This window comes from Mesorhizobium sp. WSM4849 (assembly GCF_055811385.1).
In genome coordinates, this window is sequence record NZ_JBVVPW010000019.1 from 84,648 (window position 1) to 103,329 (window position 18,682).

Here is an 18,682-nt window from a genome sequence, read left to right on the forward strand (position 1 = left end):
CATGCCATGCGATACCGTCGTCCCGCCGATTGCAAGCGCACTCACTTCTTGCCCATCAAGGCATTGAAATACAAGGATTCTTCCTAACAGTTGACGGTAAAATCAATGACGGTAAAATTGGCGTCCGAGAAACCCAAGTTGTGATCCGATCCTCTGTCATTATGCTAACAGATATTGCCCTTAAGCGGCTGAAACCAAGAGACAAAATGTACAAAGTTGCCGACCGTGACGGTATGTACGCGGCGGTGTCTCCGACTGGGCAGATTGCGTTTCGGTATGACTACCGGACGAATGGTCGGAGAGAGACTGTGACGCTGGGCCGATATGGGGAGGGAGGCCTCACGCTGGCAGAGGCGCGCGACCGCTGCCTTGCCGCGCGAAAAATGGTGGCAGCCGGAAAGTCGCCGGCGCATGAAAAGCAGCGCGCAAAGCGTCGCCTGTCAGCCACGGCGAGTTTCGGGGATGAAGGCAAGCGCTGGTTCAAGGAAGCGAAGATGGCGGATAGCACCCGCTCGATGCGCAAGGCCATTTTCGATCGCGACATTTTGCCGATTTGGGAGAAAAGACAACTAACCGAGATAACATCTGACGACTTGCGGGCGCTCTGCGCAAAGGTGAAGGACCGTGGTGCGCCGGCAACCGCTGTTCATATCCGCGATATCGTGAAGCAGATATATAGCTTTGCCATTCTGCACGGGGAGAAGATCGCCAACCCCGCGGACGAGGTGGGACCGGCCTCAATTGCCACGTTCGAGGCGAAAGACCGTGCTCTGTCGCCTGCAGAAATCCGGATTATGCTGAAAGAGTTGGAAAGCGTGCCGACGCTGCCGACCATTCGGCTCGGCCTAAAGTTCATCCTGCTCACGATGGTCCGGAAGAGTGAACTACTCGAGGCGACTTGGGACGAGGTCGATTTCCAGAACGCCGTCTGGAGCATCCCAAAAGAGCGAATGAAACGGAAGAAGCCGCATAACGTCTACCTGTCACGCCAGTCCCTCGACATCATGATCGCGCTCAAGACTTGCGCGGCGAACTCCCGATATGTGCTGCCGTCCCGTTACGATGCCGATGAGCCCATGTCGCGCGCGACCTTCAATCGGGTAACCACTTCGATTGTCGAGCGGGCAAAGAAGCAAGACTTTCCGCTCGCGCATTTCACGGTGCACGACCTTCGGCGCACCGGTTCAACACTCCTGAACGAGATCGGATTTAATCGCGACTGGATTGAGAAATGCCTTGCCCACGACGACAGCCGGTCCTCTCGAGGTGTCTACAACAGAGCTGAATATGAGCTGCAGCGTCGTCATATGCTGCAGGAATGGGCGGACATGATTGATGCGTGGGCGGCAGGCAAAAAGCACACCCCCACACTTCAGCCGCCTGCGGAGGCAGCGATTATCCTTGATCCGACTTGACGGGTCGCGTCTTTCGGAGTCTTACGTCAGGAGCAGGGCTGGTCTCGATTTTTCCGGCAGATGACGCATTCCGCCGCTCCTCGATCCAAGCTTCGACTTCTGCCAAGTCCCAGACAACGCAGCGGGGAGTGAGATTGAAGCGTCGTGGAAACTCACCACGTTGTTCCATCTCATAAACAGTCGTATCCGACAGCGGAACGATTTCTCGCAGCTGCGACCGGCGAACAGTTCGCACTACTCGACACGACCCGATGTGTGGCAGAACCGGAAGTGGGTCCGGCTGCCCGATTTCGATGCCCTTGAATTTATCGACCTCGGAAAACTGCTGCCGTTTGACCATTTGCGTGACCGGGATGGGTTGCCTTGCTGGCCAACAATCGCGCAACTTTTCGAGGTTTCGTACAGCCCTCAATTGCGACCACGTATCCTCGCCTACTGACGTGAAGACTCAAGGGCATTCCACTGCGGATTATGTCAGGACCGCACCACCAATGGGTTTCCATCGAGCAGGCGCTGCATAAGATCCGACAGGCGATCCTCGCTGCCGGCTTGTCGAGGCCCGAATATCTCAAGCTGCGCTCTTACAATGACCTTGCGCGAATTGACGCGTTAATCGGCCGGCGCGGATAGATCGCAGCGGAGGGGAAGCGCCGCGAGATCACGCTCACAGCCGCGATAACGCGAAGCGCCGCCGGCTTCGCAGTTATGCCGTCGCCGATCTCACCGATAATGAGAGATGCCGACATGGACAGCGAGACTTGGTCTTTGGTTCAACGGCAGCAGGCTCGGCGGTCGCAACGGCTACCTTGTCAAATGCTGGGATGAGAAACGTTGCATCGCCAACATCTTCATCGAAGATGTGCGCGCATATTTCGAATTCCTGCGTGCCAGGCGTGGCTGATCGCGGAGGACGACAGAACAGCCGATGCCGACCGACAAAAGGTGAAAGACAGTGAAGGCGAGCATAGTTCCTGCTCCGCTTGGTTGTTTGCGGAACCGGACCGAGTGTTGGAAAATGAAAGTTGGGGACAGTGCTCTCCGGCAGTTGATTGCAGACGCATCACAATGCGTATTACGCCAACTCAACCGCGCGGGGATAACCAATGGCAAAGAAACTTAATGAGACTACGAGCAAGAAAATTGCTTCTACGGCATCCAAGTTGCTTCGTTCTAAGAGCTCCTCAAAGGCAGTCAAATCGGTCGCGGGATCCGCTCTTACGCAAAGGGTGAAAAAGAAGAAATAGCGCCGGTTTGACAAACATGAAGCAGTTCTTTGGCCTCATTCAGAAGCGCGCCAACTGTCCGACGCCCGGCGCCTGAAGGCGCTGAAGGACGAGAACGCGCGGCTCAAGAAGCTGCTGGCGAAGCAGATGCTCGACAATGCGATCCTGAAGGATGCCGCCGCGAAAATGTATGGTCCGCCCCGTCCGGGCAAGGTGTCGCGAGATCGCGAATGACCTATGAAAGGGCCGTTACGTTGGGCAGCGCATTGCGCCGATCATCATCTTCCCCGCCAGCATACAACACCACCTGGGGAGCGGGCGTTGTGGAAGCTCAAGGGCGTCAATCCAAAGGGCATTCGACCCGAGATCGACGCGAAGATCTCTGATTTGATCGGGATGCTTGAAACATTCGCGTCAACCCCGCCAGCGGGAGACGAGCGCACCCTTCTTCAGATTCTTGCATTTGCGATCAGGAATGACATCGCCAGCGACTATGGGCCGACACTCTCTCGATCTCGTTCGTCACGCGTTCGCCGTTCTTCTGCGCGTCACGATTGGCGTTTCGACAGAGAAGATGGCGTCGATTGAGCTTGCGAACCCATCTCTGCTACGTGCCCTGCGCCGCGAATTATTCTGAGCGAGATGGCCTGCAAAGACTATAATCCGACCTTCGAGAAATACTAAATCGGCAGCGATGGCTTCCTATTTCCCCGCGAGCGCTACACTCGTCACTTCAAGAACGACTCGGAAGGCGTGCAAGCGGGAAGGCATGCGGCCCGGCGACGGGCTGGTACAATGGCGATGAATTAATTCCTATGCGAGCAAGCTCGAGCGCTGGCGCTTCGATCAAAGTTGCAACACTGCTGATCCAGACTCGCCAATTCCTTCATGAGCGCGCGCAATTCGGCTGGAGGCGCCTTCCTCCACGCACGGGCGCCCGCCGAGGCTCAATCCTCAGCAATCGGCTCATCCCCTTGCCCCACGATGCCAATCCGTTCGATCAGTTGCCGGATGTCGAGAACTGGAACTGCGCGAGATCTCGGCCGATTGGCTTCTATCTCCGAGGCAACACGCGGACCACCGCGGTCGGGGACAGTCGGTCCCGCGCCCCGTCCTGCGGCCGGCGCTGTGCTGACGCTCCTACGGCTGTCCTGTTCACCGCCCGCGGCGGGGGCGAATTCCTTCGTCCCACGCGCGACAATCATCCGCTGGTGCGGACGCGCGCAGGACTGCGGCATATACTCCGTTCTTTCCTTAAGCGCCGCCCAGCCGCCGGCGCCGACATCTTTCATAGGATGCGCGCTACTTCAAACCCTCGTTGAGAAGGTTGGTCAGGCGGGCAGTCGCAAGCAGCAATTGAAGCTTCGCGGCATCGCGCGCCATGGCGGATGGTTGTTGCTCCACCGACCATCGACGCGGTCTGATTCTCATACGCACAGCTAGCCTCCCTGAGATTGCGCCTCAGATACAACGCCATGAACGACTCGAGCAGTCCCCACACCTGCAACAGGCATCTCGATACCCCACGGGTACTTCGGATTTTGCGCGCGTTCGAATTGGTAGACGACCAGGTTAGGCAGATTTCGTTTGTCATAACGGCGAGCTAGGTTGAAGACGGCGCTGTTTTGCGCAGCCAGGACCAGATGGATCCTCTCGACTCCCGCCGCATCGAGTTGCTTCAAAACCCCGAGAAACTGATCGGCAAGTGCCGATTGCTTGACTTGGGACCAATGTGATGACTGCGGGTCGGGCAGCATCATGCGGACAATCGGATGCGCGAAGGTGGTGGCTAAATCTTCCGATTTCACAGTGTATGAAACCGAGACAGCCAGCACCACCTCTCGGGCGCCCCCAGCTTCATCACTCCCTGTAACTTCGAAACGTAAACCATCGTCCGGTCCATCGAGCAACCGCCACCGACTTGCGCCTCGATCCCAGTCCATGACGACGACATCTCCCTCATCATCCAGAAGCACACCGGTCAAAAAGGTAAACGGCACGGCTGTCAGTCCACCATAGACAGTCGTCAGGTCGCTTCTGTCGTTTCCCTTTTGGAGTTGATGGAACAAAGTCTTCATCCCGGCAACGGGCTGGAGCAGGTCTCCGGGGTCTACGATGACACCGTCTTTGTGCTGGCGCAGATCCATAACCAAATCCACGCGAGCACCAACAATGCTGTCGGGAACGGCGGCCTTCAATGGCGAACCATCGTCGTCGCGCAAACCTCTGCCCTCAATGACGAACACCTTCTTCCGTGAGAGTCTCTTTTGCTCATTGGCGTAGCGCGTCCACGCCCAGACCGCTGAGCCGATCATCAGCAGAGCGCAAACCACAGTGACGGCCCAGAGAATGCCGTTGGAGACAGCGCCGCCCGTTCCTATCTCGACGGAGCCGGCGGTGCCCCAGATGGGGCCTGAATATTTGAATACCCAGTTCGCACCATGAACTGCAATCACCACCGCGACAGCACCGCGGAAAATCCAACTCTCCGAGTTGCGCGCTCGAAAGAACCATCCGGCGGCCGATTGGATCACAAAATCAACTGTATCCCAGCGCATTCTGCGGTTTCCTTAGTTGGTCGTCAGTTCGACAGGTTCGGGCTCCCGACCGCGCCTATGAAGGCTTGCGGACACAATGAAGCGCCGGAAAAATCCCAGTTTCACGATCAGGAGCACGGCGAACTCGATACCCCTTTCTCCGTCAACCAGATCCTGCATCGAACGAAGATCCGTGACGCTCGGCTGCGCTGAAAAACTTGGATGCGAGTGCCATTCGCCGAGATAGTTGAACGTCTGATAGTTGTGACCTGTCCGATCGAAGAAGTTCTCCAAAGCCTGCCGGTGATGGTCGGAGTCGCGAACGAAGTGAGCTCGTTCTCCCGAAATCTCGTCCAGAGAAAAATCGATGACCGCAAAATGACCGCGCGCGACTTCCTGCCCCATGAGGATGCCGCCAATCTCACGCGATCCTGCTCGTCGAAGAGCCGGCTTCATACAATCGCGCACCTCATGGGAGACTCCCACCCGGATCATGCCGCGGCTTCCGGGAAGAGAAAGGCGAGAAGCTCCTTCAGGTCTTCCTTGGACGTACCATCTTGGGCTTCGCCCCACTTTCCTTCCGGCAGAAGGTCGATCGGCCAAGTATCGAAGGCTGCGCGGAAGATCCATTCCGCAGCCAATCCGATCGCATAGGCCGAGGACGGAAAGATGCTTCGCTCGCGCGTCAGGACATCCAACGCCAATCGCGAAGCATGGCCGGCGATGACACTGACATCGGCGTCGTCGGCCACGAGCGGGGAGCCTTCCTCCTGATGCGCTCCATATTCCACTTGAGCTGCAGCCGCCCATCGCACACCATGGCCATCGCACCAGGCGCGTATCTGGCCTCGAGCAATCGTCGGGATCGGATCGAGCTCTGGCCTCGCCCTCGCGACGATACCTCCGATCCCTCCGGCAAAGACCTCGCACCAAATCATCGGTTTGCGGTGCCGGCGCGCGACCGCCGCCATCAGGTTGAACGCTCGCGGATCGGCGGTCGCATCGATCAGCAGGTCGGCCTGCGCCAATTCCTCCATGACGGAGTCGGTCGTGCCGGCACTCTCCTGCTGACCTATCGCCACGCGCCGCACGGAAATCTCGGCATTAGCGACGATGTCCTTGAGGCGAGCGGTCAAGGAGTCGACCTTATGTTGGCCAATCGCTCTTGCGTCGAGGTCATTCCTGACGAGATTTGCCGAGAAGAAGATATCGTCATCGACGAGCGTGAATTTTCGGACGCCGGATCTGGCAAGTGTGGTAGCGATCTTCGATCCAACCGAGCCACATCCGACGATCGCGACCCGCTTCTCTGCAAGACCGACGTGGTTCGCCGGCAAGCGGCCGGATGTACCGGGTGCGATAATCATCTTATAGCTGAAGACAGTCTGCTTGCCTTCGTGCGGATAGAGGTTCAGCGCGATCCACCGGTCTGCGTCCCCGAGCAGCAGGAAACCGTCAAAGGGGCTTTCCAGTAGCTCCGCAAGTTCGGGAAACTCAGCAGGTAACAGCTCGGCGAAACGTCCTGGGTTTGTCCCAAAGCCGTCGGTCTCCCGCGTTGTCCGAAAGGCGAACCCCTTTGCGGTTGAGGAGCGCGAAGGCTCTGGACCGCTGTTCGACCATATCGAGCCTTCGTCCCCGACACTGACGAGAGATGCAACCCACGTCGGTTTCTCGAATCGGTCCCAGGCGATGATGGGTACAGCAGTATCGATTGGAAGTCCTTCGAGGACTTCGATGACGCCTCCGTCAAGCACGAACCTCATAGGCTCGTTGCGGGCGTCCCGGCCGATCGACGCCTTATGAGCCGATGGAACAACGCCGCCCTCGTCTCCCTCCGGCCTCTCACCCGACAGGAGAAAGTATGCGCTCTCAGCCATCATCGCCCCGGTGATCGACGGATCCCAATTGTCCGGCCGGAACTCGAGGCAGAGCTCTCCTCCGGCCCCGTACTGGTGCCAGGTAAGCCGCTTACCGTCCCGTGATAACACCATGGGCGGCGTATCCGGGAAGGTCGACGGATACGCCATGTAGAGGCTGAACGTCTCACCGTTGTGCTGGATGTCGAAATCCACGATCAGCTGAAGGTCGTCGCCGACCCTCCAGCCGACAGCCGACAGCCAGCCGGCGCGCTCCAGCAACTGTGCGAGCGCGACCTGCTCGGACCTCGCACGGGAAGCGTTGTTCAGCCACCAGCTCATGCAAATCCTTTCGGCGTCGTCGGCACCCGAGGCGCGTTTCCGAAGGTCGGGATGGCCACTGTGGGGGCAACGGACGGCGTGCGCAGCAGTCCTCCACCGTTTCCGTTAATCTTTGTCACGGCTCGGTCGGTCAACGCCGTGCCCATCCGGGCAGAGACCGCGTCGTTCATGCGCTGCAAGGTTGTGGCGTGGGCGGCGCGTCCAAAATCCTGCCGGGCCTGTTCGAGCCACCGGAAGAAGGCCTTCGCCCTGCGCGGGTCCTTCTCCCATCTGTCAGCGAAGTTCTCGAACGGGTCGGTGGGATTCGCAATGATGTATTTGGTACCATCGTGACTGATGTAGCGGTCCATGCCCTCCAGGATCGAAAAGAGGGCGCCGGAGATCGCGTCCTGTTCTCCGTATGCGTGGCCTGCCAGCGTGGTGATTATGACAGAGATGGGCTTCAGATCGGGTTCGCCGATGAACATATTGTCCCGGTGCCTCTTTAAGAGCATCACCGCGGCCTGCAACGGTGTCCGCACGCGATAGTCCGGCAGCTTCTCGACGCTAGCCATGACCCCCTGACTCCTCAACGACTCCACGAGGACCTGCTTGCGCCGGGCGAGGACCGACGCCATCCGGGACTTAAACCATTCCCCATATCCCTTGGGATTGGAGCGCGGCCAGTTGACCGTCCGCACCCGATAGGTCGGCACATCACGATCCGTGATGGCGATCGCAGTGTCCGCCCACCGCGTATCGAAGTGCGCGCGTTCCAGAAGGAGCCGCTGTTCCGAGCCATTCGGCAACGAGGGAAGGATGTCGATGTGGAACTGGGCGCCATCCGCATAGGAGAGGATCCAGCAACGCCGGCCTTCGCGCACCGGCTTCGTCATCCCTTTGGCCTCGTGATAAGCCTTGATTTCGTGGCCCAAGAGCTGCTTCAGGTCGAACTGCGTCAGCTCGATTTTTGTGAGCTTCTTCAACTCACAGACAGAGTCGACGTCATATTCCTCGGCGTCGCTTATCGGTCGGATCGCTGTTCCGAGACGAAACGATCCCTGTACATAAACCGCTGGGTCGAAATTCCTTACCGTGCTCTCGGGCCGGTGAAACCAATCGCCCAGGGACTTGTAGCTCGTTTCGGCCTGTTCATACCGAGACACCGGAATGGCGAGCTCTCCCACGAGTGCCTGAAGAAATTTCTCAACCTGATCGTTTGCGCTTGTCACCTTCAATTCCCTCTGTTTCCCGATCCGTTCGATACGGGCCAAAATCGCCCAGATCATTGTTGAAGGGCGTCAATGAGAAGCATTAGTACATGGATAGTGTTAATATGTCCATACACTTTTTATTCCTATCTGCGATTGAGGTCGAGGAAGGCCCTGTGGCGCTGAAATTGAAGCGCGTTCGTCGTTCAGGCCCGCAGATTTCTTGCGCCGTATTCACCTCTGGCTTCCGGCCCTGCCTTGGTACTTGGCCGGAAGGTCGAGCCACGAGAAGTCACCGGAACCGCAGTAAAGGTCGTCACCGAGATGAGTGAAACAGACCACATCGAGTTGATTGCGCTGCGCAGCCCTGAGATCCGATTTCAGTTCTTCAGGCAGTCAACACGCTTGTGATAAGGATCATCGGGATTGCACGTGTTGGCATCGTCGACCAGGCATGTTCTTGCCATGGCAAAATCGATTCGGGTGCAGTCGGCGTTGCCGAGGGGTGGAAGGTCAGGATGGCGGTCTATTACCTCGTCGAGCTTGATGTGCCTCGCTTTCGGTTGGAGCCTCCGAACGTATCGGCTTGGGGATCAACAGCTTGACCGTCCGCGCTGATGGGTATATGAATTATACGCATCACCTTTCGATGTCAATATAGTTTTTATACCCATATCGAGGTTCTGATGGAAAACGAAAAACCCGGTGTACGGTGGGGCGTTGAACAAAGGCTGGAATTCATAGAGTTTCGGCTGTTCTGGGAAGGCGGCGTGAACCGCGCGGACATTATTAAGATGTTTGGCGTTTCGGTGCCGCAGGCATCGAAAGACCTGACGCTGTATCAGGATCAAGCGCCGGGAAATGTTGAGTATGACAAGAGCGGGAAACGCTACATACCGTCACGAAGTTTCGAGCCTAAATTCCTGACCCGCGACCCCGACGCGTACCTGTCTCGGTTGCGCTCCCTTGCGGAAGGATTGTCAAAGCCAACCGAATCCTGGCTAGGGTATTGTCCCGATTCTGATATCGCCCTTACACCGCACCGGGAGGTCGACACCGCCGTGCTGCGAGCAGTTCTCGACGCAATGCGCGATAAGAAATCGGTGGAGGTTCTGTATCAGTCTATGAGCCGCGTGCGAACCGATCCCGTTTGGCGGCGCATGTCGCCCCACGCCTTCGGCTACGACGGGTTTCGCTGGCATGCGCGGGCATACTGCCATACCGATGCTAAATTCAAAGACTTCATACTGCCGCGCATTCTGGAAGCACGAGCCTCTGGCCCGACTGGCGCGCACAGCAAAGATGATCTCAGATGGCACGAGCGCATCCATGTCGAAATCACGCCGCATCCTGCTCTCACCGAAAATCAGAAGAAGGTCGTGGCGAAGGACTACGGTATGACCGGCAATAAAGCGGTGCTGTCGGTGCGCTGTTCAATGCTGTTCTATGTGCTGAAGAGGCTCGGTTTACTTCGAGATGCCGAGAAGGAGCCTACGCGGGCGCAGCACATAGTTTTGCTGAATAAAGAGGCCGTGCAAGCAGCGCTGGATCGTGCGGAGATTGCGGATGCGAGAGTGGTAGAACAAGTGTAGGCACTGTTTTGTCCCGGCGCGATCAAAACACACGCCACCGCCCCCGGTCCTAGGTGGGCTGACGATCCATTGGCTCAGTTTTGAGTCACGGCAGCGGGTCCTCGACGTATGATCTCAACCTGCAAGTCTTGAATGCAGTTCGAGCTGATCAAAGCACGCAAGACGCCGCCCAAATGAGCCGCTAATTTAAAAATGCGGGAGAGGTGGGTGAGACCCACTGGCCATGTAAATTAGCGATCGACATTTCTCAGATCGATGACCCGGACATTGGGAAGGCTATCACCGGCAAGACACCCCGCTTCGGGGTCTTGAAACTGCAAACGGGGAACTTCTGTGAGACCTGTCTTCCCCATCCCTTGTGAAGAGATATCCTCGGACGGGTCGCGATCGATCACCACATACTCGACGGGAAGATCGTTCGGTACCATTTTTGCATTTCGCACCCTGTCGGAAGTTCCGATGTGCCTGGCATCCAACACCACGTCGGACCCTGTGCGCAGTAAGTCGCCGGCCCGGTTTCTGGCTACGCGAAATATCTGCCCGAGGTCTCCTACGGACAGACTTCTGTGGAGTTCCAGTGTGATGCTCTCCGTTGAGACTACCGGGAGTCCTTGCGATGCGGCCCAATTACTCTTCCCCGACGCTGCCGGCCCCACCGTCATCATTAGGCGTTGCCCAACTCGAGGCCAGTCCCATCCTGGTACTGAGGCGGGAAGCGAGTCGGCCAAGCGCTCCCACCATTCGGAAAGCTGAAAAAGGTGAGAATTGGCGGCGGGTTTGCCGTGCGATAGCCAATCCCGGGCCCTTTTAAAAGCTAGCGCACCGTTCCGCTCATCGTGGGACATGTGGGGCTCGAGTAATGTGAGAATTTCGTACCACTCGAATTGCCACGGACTATGATAACGAAGAACTCGATCATTTATCTGTTTGACGTAAGGGTTCTCGGGGCCGGCGTGGCGTTCAAGCTCGTCAAGATATTTTCGGATCAAACCTCGCCGAACGGCATCAACCATAGGAAGCAACGCCCGCGCTTGGGCTGCCCAAACCCGGCGATCAATCTCATCAAGGAGATTATGTGCGACAGCCGCCGCAGCGTGAGGCACCGGCAAGTCATCCCATAGGTCCACGAGGCCGTTTTCCCAGCACGGATAGGGCCAAGATCTCGATCCTGCCAGAACTTGAAGCCGCGAGATCGGCGCAAGCTGATCTTCTTCCTCCCACGCCAGGCCCATCTCAAGTAACTCTCGCGACCAAGCCGCCACTTCGATGACCGTGGCCACAGCAAGACGTTCTATGATACCTGCGCCGATGCGAATGCCGCTTGCTGCCACCCACGCGCCGGTATCGAGAGATGTAACTGTGCCAATCATCTTACGCGGGGTTACTGCGCCTCTGAGCCGTCTGGCGTCATCTTTACCAAGGCCAGTAGGAGCGAACACAACAAGGTATGGTCCAGAGGTAATGGCTTGCCTTTTTCGCTCGAGCACTAACGTGCGGAGCAATGCTCCCCATACGCTTACCTCTTCCCGGGTAACGCCGTCGACGACAAACGCGGTTCTTTCCAAGTCCGGATCTGACAGGAAGTCTGCTACCGTACCGATGGCAACGCCAGCTACGCCGCGCGCCAGCGCCAATGAATGAATAATCGAACTACCAACCTCCGCGTCGGATGCATTGAACGAAACAGCCTCTGCGGCAAGCTCGTCAGTGAGCTTTCGTGCTAGCGCATTTTGAAATCCAACCGGCAGCGGCCTGGGACACTCAACAACGGCAATGCCGGAGGTCCACAGGTCGGACATGACCCGGGAGACAAAGCCCGCTGGCCCAGGCAAGGTCCACCATTCAAATCCTTCTCTCATTTGTCTCGTGCAGCTCCGAACATAGTACGAGCTAGGGCGTTCATGCTCACCAATTTGCCTGCGTTCAATGGATCTACCGACAGTGTCAGGATACCAGCGAGAGCTCCATACTGGATGGCCACCGAGGAACCCGATGGGTCTGCTATCAAGTCAGCGATTTCGTCGGCGGGGGTACCGTCTTCGCAGTAGGTTGCCATTGTGCGATAGGCGGGCACGAGTTCGGGCTCTATGCCAAACAGGCTTGTTACGCCTGCCTTCTCCAGCGCAGAACCCGCCTCATTGATTGCCTTTTCCAGCTGCGCACCTGTCATGGCGTGCGCAAAGATTGTTTGACAAGGTTCGTTCCATCCTCCCGTTGTTTTGAGAATCTTGTCCACGGTCGTCGTCTTGAGGGCATTCAGGCCATCGAGCCGCGTCGCCAAGTATGAACGCGCCCACGGCCGCAATATCTCGACATTAACTCGGGATGGCGGTTTTGATCCGAGCGGGTACGCCTTCGCCCAAGACAGAGCGTGTTTCGCGTTGCCAATGAAGAGTGGCCTGACCAATCCCTTGGCTACGTTGGGATGACGCGCAGCATCAACGACCCATTCCGGCGTCCAGTTCGTGAGGTTGGTTATAACAAGTACTTTTGTACCCTTCCCGTGCTTTCCCTTGCGGATCTCCTGCATGAGGTCGCTGCGGTTCCATCCGCGGATTTCCACCTTGACGTCCGGCGAACCCTTGCCTCGGGCTGTCCGCGACCTTTCAAGGGCAAAACGAACATGCTCGACGTTAGAAACTGGGGCGCCGAACAGCACAGTGGCGCGGCCGTGCTCGCGAACCGGCGACATGATTTCAGCTTCCTGTCCGTCGGTCAGCGGCGAAACCTTGCCCTCGACTTCGGCTTTCCCAGTTCCCGAAATCTTCGTCCGGCTGTTTTTAGGATCAAAAGGGGCCTCCAGCGGCTTTCCCTTGAAGCTATAGATGCGGCCTAGCAGGTCCTCCTCGTCTTCGACCATGAGATCGAGTAGAACGCGGGAACGCAAAGCCCACCTTCCAGATGGCATCCATCGGAGGATTCCGAAGCCCTCCATCTCGTCGAGCAGGTACTCAATTTCCGAAGGATCGCTGCCCTTAGGAAATGCCTCTGGCCAGTAGCGCCCGGCGCGTTCAGACACTTCACTCGCAGTCATACCATCGCCATCGGCGCCTTCGACCGCGTCGATTAGTGCCCGCTCGGCCACGATGTACGTCAGTAGTTCATACCTTTGCTCGATATGCCGGATCGTCTTCTCGAAACTGCCGTAGAGCGCGGCCTTGATGCTCGGGCTCTTCATCGCGGTATCGACCATCTGAGTCGTGATCAGTCTCAGCTCGCGTTGTGTGCGGCGCTGCTGTTCCTCGACATTCGTCAGCAGTCCTTGGCAGAAGACTTGGATCAGGATTGGGTAATAGTTGGCGAAACTCAGGATGCGCCAAACGTCCTCCCTGCGTGCGAATTCATAGCCCAAGGCCGCCAGGGGCACCCTTATCAATTCCTCGGCGTCGCCAGCATCGCCATAGACGAGAGGCCCTATGCGAACCGAGTCGTTTGAGATTTGCGCTAGAGGAGAGTTCTCTGAACGTGAGGTGCGGGAGACGTTGTGCAGGCCGGAAAGCACGAACTTGAAGCGGTGGTCGGTATCGGCCATCAAGGTCAGCAGCCGAAGAACATGATGGTGACGAATTCCTTCAGATGCCTGCTCGCGAACGAAATTGTCCGCCTCGTCGAGCATCAGGAGAATTCGACGCCTGTCATCGCCAGCGAGATATGCTTTGACTCCCGCTTCGAACTCGTCGGCCGTGGCTGCCTGCTTGCCGCCGAACACCTCAAGAAGAACCTCTGAACCCCTTTCCCACAATAGGTCCGACGGCGAGTCTACCAGATCGAGGTATGCGAACAGCGCATGTTCTGGAGCGTTTCGTGAAATGTGGCGCAGCAACGCTGTCTTGCCCAGCCTGCGACCACCATAGACGATGTACGAGCCGAACGGATTGACGATGCTCGCGGACTCCTTTGCTCGACCCTTGAACATTTCGGGTGGCACTTGAGCGGACCGACCGTAATCTTGGTACGGTGTTGCTGTCGTGAAGGCTTGGGCGATTTCGAACAGCATTAACGGCCGACGCTCGGGCGACGAAAGTGCTGCGAGAAGCAGCATTTCGTCGATTACGACCACTTTCCGTTTCCGTTTTAGGCATTCGAGTTTTATCTGGTATCGTCGCTCGAGTGAAAGGTGCCCGAAGACCAGAACCATGGCGCCGCGAGGCTCCGCACCTTCCGCAAGATTAAGGATTTCGACATTGCTGACCGTGTTCGGGGCAGCTGCGACCCGCCATCCCCCGTTGGTAGAGCTGCCAAAATCAGGCAACATCAAGGATGAAGCATCGAGTGGCATGCGCATTTTTGCGTCTACGACGAATACGGACCTTTTCTGATCCGTTCTTTCCTTGTTGAGGTCCACCATCTGTGCTTCGAACGCAATTTGAGACAGAAGACTGACGAGCTTCGGCCCTAAATGCGCGAGGCCGGCATTGCCTCTCAGGTTCCGCTTAAAATCAAGCCAGGCACGGATGGCGCTTCCGATTTCCTCACGGCGCTCTTCCTCGATAAGGGAAAACTGGAAGGGACCGTCATCCTTTCCGGCAGCAACAGAATGCTGCAGGGCCACTAAATCTACGCCCTTGGTGCTTTCGCAGATCTTGAGGAACCGGTCGAGTGCGGGATTTACGATGTTGCCGCCTAGCACCGGTCGCCGTTCGTCATCCGCACTGAAAACAGAAATCCAGTCCGAGAGTGTGGCAAGATCGTCCGTATCTAAGAGTCTGCGCAGATTATCCCGAGCGGCCTCGTCGATCTTGTCGCCTTGAATGAGGTCGTCGATGCTTTTGACAAACTCCCGTTTGGCCTCATCTAAGAGCTTTCGAGCTTCCCTTTCTAGGTCTTCCAACCTGTGGAAGGCGGCATTGACGTCCGAGACATGTGTGCCCTCTATTTCCTCAGGCATGAACTCGGCAGCCACAACTATTGGCTTTTCGTCTAGCGGGACGTTGCGGAGTCGCTCTTCCAGCTCAGATGATCCCTTCAGACTGCCGAGGGCCATGCGCCGAACTTTTTCGACCAAGCTGGATACCTGCTCGTGCTTAGCCTTGAGTTGGCCCTTTCGGGTGCTCTCGGCTGTCTCGATTCTCGCGCGGATGTCTTCCACGCGAGAATCGCTCCAGCCAAAGCGCTTCGCAAAGGAGAGGAGAATCTTCGCCGGTACGAAAGCGTCCTCTTCGCAACGTTTATCTATGGCGGTCTCAAGCGCTTCTGTCGGGTCTCCTACTATCCTGGGCAACGGAAGGTCAGCAATCGCTCTCATCAGCCTAGAAGCGTCGTTAGGCGACGGGGTCCATGCGTGGCTCCAAGTCATGCCTGGTAGCCACAACAGGGGAACATAAAGTGCAAGGCTAGCTTCTTTGCGGTCAAATTCGGCTACGGCTTTGCCCTTGAGGGTTTTCCCTATCTGCCCCAACACCTGCCTCGCGTAGGTGTTGGCCGCATCCAACAATGAGTCGCCTGTCGGCGCCGATGTTTCATTGCGAAAGTGTTCGATTCCCTTGATGAAGTTGTCTATGAGCCGGCGTATCAGAGCCATCTTACCACCGGCAGAACGCAGGTCCTCGACTTGCCGGGCGGCCTCCGCGTATTCCAAGCTAAGCGCTGAGATATCGGAAACTAACGCAACAAGCCGTTCGCGCGCGGCACCATCGATTACCTGCCCGTTGCCCACCTCATTGGCCGACTTAATCAAAGTCGCGACGATGTCTTCTCGCGACCTGTACAGCCCGGCGAACTTGGCAGCCGCATTGGCCCCACTACTTCCTGACAAAGCTGAATTTAGTACCCCCACCGGCCCATGCGGGGACAATAATGCATGCTTTACCTTTTGGCCCAGCACGAAGCGAAATGTCGCGGATTGCAGAGCCCTGATCTGCTCAACTACTGCGCGCTTGCGTTCGTCGACATAGGAAAGGTCGGCGTGCGCAGCGCTTGCGGCTCTGACGCTTGCGACGGTGAGGGGAAACCCCAATCGCCTGTTCTCCTCCAGCGTCTCGTACAGCTGAAAAAAACCGGAGCAGCTCCCGGTAGGGCGGATTCTGTCGATAACTGCGAACGCTGCGCTGCTGTCCGCCACGTTGAAAAGTGCAGTTGGGATTACGGCAGCCGTCACGGCGACCCGCCGAGCTTCCTGTCGAGCGCCTCCATCTTCAGAAAAGTCATGACCAGTGGCGCATGCATTCAAAGAAGCTCGGAAACCTTCCGGTTCGTGGCGCGAGTGCCCCGCCATCCGAGCGCCCAGAGCGATGAGCCGGAGTTCGTCGGCCCCGTAGGGAACTCCTGACCCTTCGCCGAGGACCCGCTCGCAGGCTCTGACGAAATGATACGCGAGCCCAAATTCTTGATGTTCAAACAATGTGTCAGCTGTGCCCACCGCATCAAGCAGCAGCGGATCGACCTCCTCGTCCACGGCTATAGGTGCCTGGACAGGCGCAATGACAGGAATGGCTAGTTCCTGATCGTTTCCGGCAAATTCAGACAGAGCTTCTGGAGCGATATCCTCTTGGGGACTCACCGGAGAGACGGGAGTGGTTATTGACTGATAAGGCTCAACAATTGTGGAGAACCCAACACCTTGCCCATCCGTCGCCGGTACGCCCAAAGGATCATTCTGCGGCGTTTCCAACATTTCAGGAGAGGCGACAGGAACTGCGTCTGTAAGCGCCGCCGCTGCCGCGATGATCTCATCAAGAGCAAGGTTTGCGGCGCTCTCGGCTCGGTGGATGATCCCTGCAGCCACAGCGATGCGCTCTTTGCGCGGCAGCAGCTTTGCGCGATCATCGTCGTCCATCGCTGCCCTGGCATCCTTTTGAGCCGCCTCTGCCTTCGCGATGCGGGCCTCAATTGCCTCAATTGCAACAATGGCAGCCGTGTTTGGCGCACGCGAGATCAATTCCGCGCCCTGCGCAATCCTCTCGTCTGTGCTGTCGCCGTCTAATTCCATGTGGACGAACATGTCTCTTACAAAATCAAGGGTGGCACCCATGCGACCAACAAGTTCATGCGTATTGACGTCTTTCGGGAGGGCCGCCTCATAGCCGGCTGCATGTTCGTGTACACGGTTTATTAGGCGTGCGAGTTCCGAGGCGGCCGACAGGCGCGGGGGGGCGGCAATCGCATTTTCGGACGTTCTGATAATCTCGGCGAGGTCGGCCACCCACGCTTGCGATGCGCGTCTGAGGGGCTCGTTGTTGTCGATCGTGCTGTCGCCCAGGTCGATGGTCGCCTCTCCAGAAAGAACATCCATCGTCCGTGTTTCTTCTAAACCTGGCTTGGCAGTCGCGGCACGTTGCACGGACCCGGAGTCAAAAGTCGAAGTCTCGTTCTCCTGCTGCTTCTCGACCGACAGGGGGGCATCCTGTGATCCTCGCTTGGCAACCTGGACGATCCTATCGAACTCTTTGAAGTCACATGCCATAACTGTTCGAATGTAGTCGGCAAGGGCCGGGTAGTGCGTTGCGACCTCTGCCATGGCAGGAACCTTGTCGGGAGCGGGAAGACTTGCCCAATCTAGGAGAACGACCGCGCTGACGATCTCCCATTGGCCAGCCGCCGCTAACTGCGCGAGTTGTTTTCTACCCCCACCCTCTTCCGGCGATACTCTCAGAGGACGAAGATTGGCCTTCTGCAACGCGCCTCGATACTCAGTCAGTAACTTTCTGTACTGCGAGTCCTTTCCTGTGATGACCTGAAGTTCCGAGACGAGGAGTCGAAGAAAGAATGGGTATTTTGACCCTTCAGGCAGCATCTCGAAAAGGCAATCTACGTCAGGGCGACTCTCTGGCCACCGGAAGCCCGTCAATTGTGTAACGCTCGATGACCATTTGTTGTGGAATAGCCGAACGCTCCTATTCGAGACTGAAATCCAGCGTTCGAACCATTTGGAATCGATGCCGGCCGGAAGACTGAGGATTGGGCTGCGAAGCCTCTCATGATCCTTAATCGTATCAATTAGAAAGGGTTCTGCCGGGGTGTCTGAGAGATCCATGGTTGGGAGCGCGGGAGACCCTTTTGGCGTCATCTTACTCGCGTCGAAGCCAAAAGGATTCTTCATCGACGATTCGCCAAGAAAGTGCCTGCGCAGATAAGCCGGGCCGTACGTGGTGTTTTTGGTGCTTGCCTTCGGATGGCGAGCCCTTGCTGAAGGGATGTTCGCGCACGACAGAAGCAGAAATTTCCGCAAACCTCTGCGTTTATCGGTCTCAGCAGACGGAAGCTGGACACTTCTACTGCACTTGGCATCTCGACAGTTCCCCCCTAGCCCAAGCTTGAATCGGGCTCTATTATTAAACCGATACTAGACTGTCTAAACTCCGCGATCTCAACACATATTTTGCCTTTGCGTTCGCCGTCCAACGCAATCTTGCTGAGAACCCTTCGACAGAAGACATGGACATGACGCCGCTCGGTGGCAGATGGGATTCGACGCGACGAGCGATCGCGAAGTGTCGAACTGCGAACCTGCCCGCATCGGCATGGCAACTTCCCTATCGGATGTGAGATGTGCTCAAGCATCAGACGATATCCCGAAGGGGGAGAGATG

Annotated in this window: 10 protein-coding genes and 1 pseudogene; 4 read left to right on the plus strand and 7 right to left on the minus strand. The window is 57.2% G+C overall.

Annotated elements, in window-relative coordinates; genetic code table 11:
• Positions 1–161: 161 nt before the first annotated feature.
• Positions 162–1,415 carry a tyrosine-type recombinase/integrase gene (locus tag AC0L3L_RS21725; RefSeq protein WP_473497050.1) on the plus strand — a complete coding sequence of 418 codons (1,254 nt, stop codon included), beginning with the start codon at positions 162–164 and terminating at the stop codon, positions 1,413–1,415.
• Here the strand turns inward: AC0L3L_RS21725 and AC0L3L_RS21730 are convergent.
• Positions 1,396–1,755, minus strand: a complete 360-nt coding sequence (locus tag AC0L3L_RS21730; RefSeq protein WP_473497048.1) for a helix-turn-helix transcriptional regulator — start codon at positions 1,753–1,755, stop codon at positions 1,396–1,398. The two genes, AC0L3L_RS21725 and AC0L3L_RS21730, sit on opposite strands and share 20 nt — an antisense overlap.
• A gap of 955 nt (positions 1,756–2,710) precedes the next feature.
• Between AC0L3L_RS21730 and AC0L3L_RS21735 the strand changes: the two are divergent.
• Positions 2,711–2,824, plus strand: a pseudogene (locus tag AC0L3L_RS21735) (IS3 family transposase); the annotation flags it as partial.
• A gap of 135 nt (positions 2,825–2,959) precedes the next feature.
• A complete protein-coding gene (locus tag AC0L3L_RS21740; RefSeq protein WP_473497031.1) occupies positions 2,960–3,226 on the plus strand; it encodes a hypothetical protein in 267 nt (88 codons plus the stop codon).
• A gap of 851 nt (positions 3,227–4,077) precedes the next feature.
• Here AC0L3L_RS21740 and AC0L3L_RS21745 read toward each other — a convergent pair.
• The 4 genes from AC0L3L_RS21745 to AC0L3L_RS21760 are packed head-to-tail and all read right to left on the minus strand — an operon-like array spanning position 4,078 to position 8,641.
• Complete coding sequence (locus AC0L3L_RS21745; RefSeq protein WP_473497029.1) at positions 4,078–5,196, minus strand: SAVED domain-containing protein; 1,119 nt, start codon at positions 5,194–5,196, stop codon at positions 4,078–4,080.
• 12 nt (positions 5,197–5,208) lie between these two features.
• Positions 5,209–5,670 (minus strand): Mov34/MPN/PAD-1 family protein, encoded by a 462-nt coding sequence (locus tag AC0L3L_RS21750; protein WP_473497027.1) that lies wholly within the window; start codon positions 5,668–5,670, stop codon positions 5,209–5,211.
• Complete coding sequence (locus AC0L3L_RS21755) at positions 5,667–7,373, minus strand: ThiF family adenylyltransferase (protein ID WP_473639067.1); 1,707 nt, start codon at positions 7,371–7,373, stop codon at positions 5,667–5,669. The genes AC0L3L_RS21750 and AC0L3L_RS21755 overlap by 4 nt, the downstream gene beginning before the upstream one ends.
• Positions 7,370–8,641 (minus strand): nucleotidyltransferase domain-containing protein, encoded by a 1,272-nt coding sequence (locus AC0L3L_RS21760; RefSeq protein WP_473497023.1) that lies wholly within the window; start codon positions 8,639–8,641, stop codon positions 7,370–7,372. Before AC0L3L_RS21760 ends, AC0L3L_RS21755 begins: the two co-directional genes overlap by 4 nt.
• A gap of 608 nt (positions 8,642–9,249) precedes the next feature.
• Here AC0L3L_RS21760 and AC0L3L_RS21765 point away from each other — a divergent pair.
• Entirely contained in the window at positions 9,250–10,155 is a 906-nt protein-coding gene (locus AC0L3L_RS21765) for a BrxR family helix-turn-helix transcriptional regulator (RefSeq protein WP_473497021.1), read from the plus strand.
• A gap of 230 nt (positions 10,156–10,385) precedes the next feature.
• Here AC0L3L_RS21765 and AC0L3L_RS21770 read toward each other — a convergent pair whose 3' ends face one another.
• Both AC0L3L_RS21770 and AC0L3L_RS21775 read right to left on the minus strand, forming a co-directional pair.
• The gene (locus AC0L3L_RS21770; RefSeq protein WP_473639068.1) at positions 10,386–12,014 is read right to left on the minus strand and encodes a hypothetical protein; all 1,629 of its coding nucleotides are present in this window, start codon (positions 12,012–12,014) and stop codon (positions 10,386–10,388) included.
• On the minus strand, positions 12,011–18,193 hold the full coding sequence (locus AC0L3L_RS21775) for an AAA family ATPase (RefSeq protein ID WP_473639069.1): 6,183 nt from the start codon (positions 18,191–18,193) through the stop codon (positions 12,011–12,013). Before AC0L3L_RS21775 ends, AC0L3L_RS21770 begins: the two co-directional genes overlap by 4 nt.
• Between the last annotated feature and the right edge of the window lie 489 nt (positions 18,194–18,682).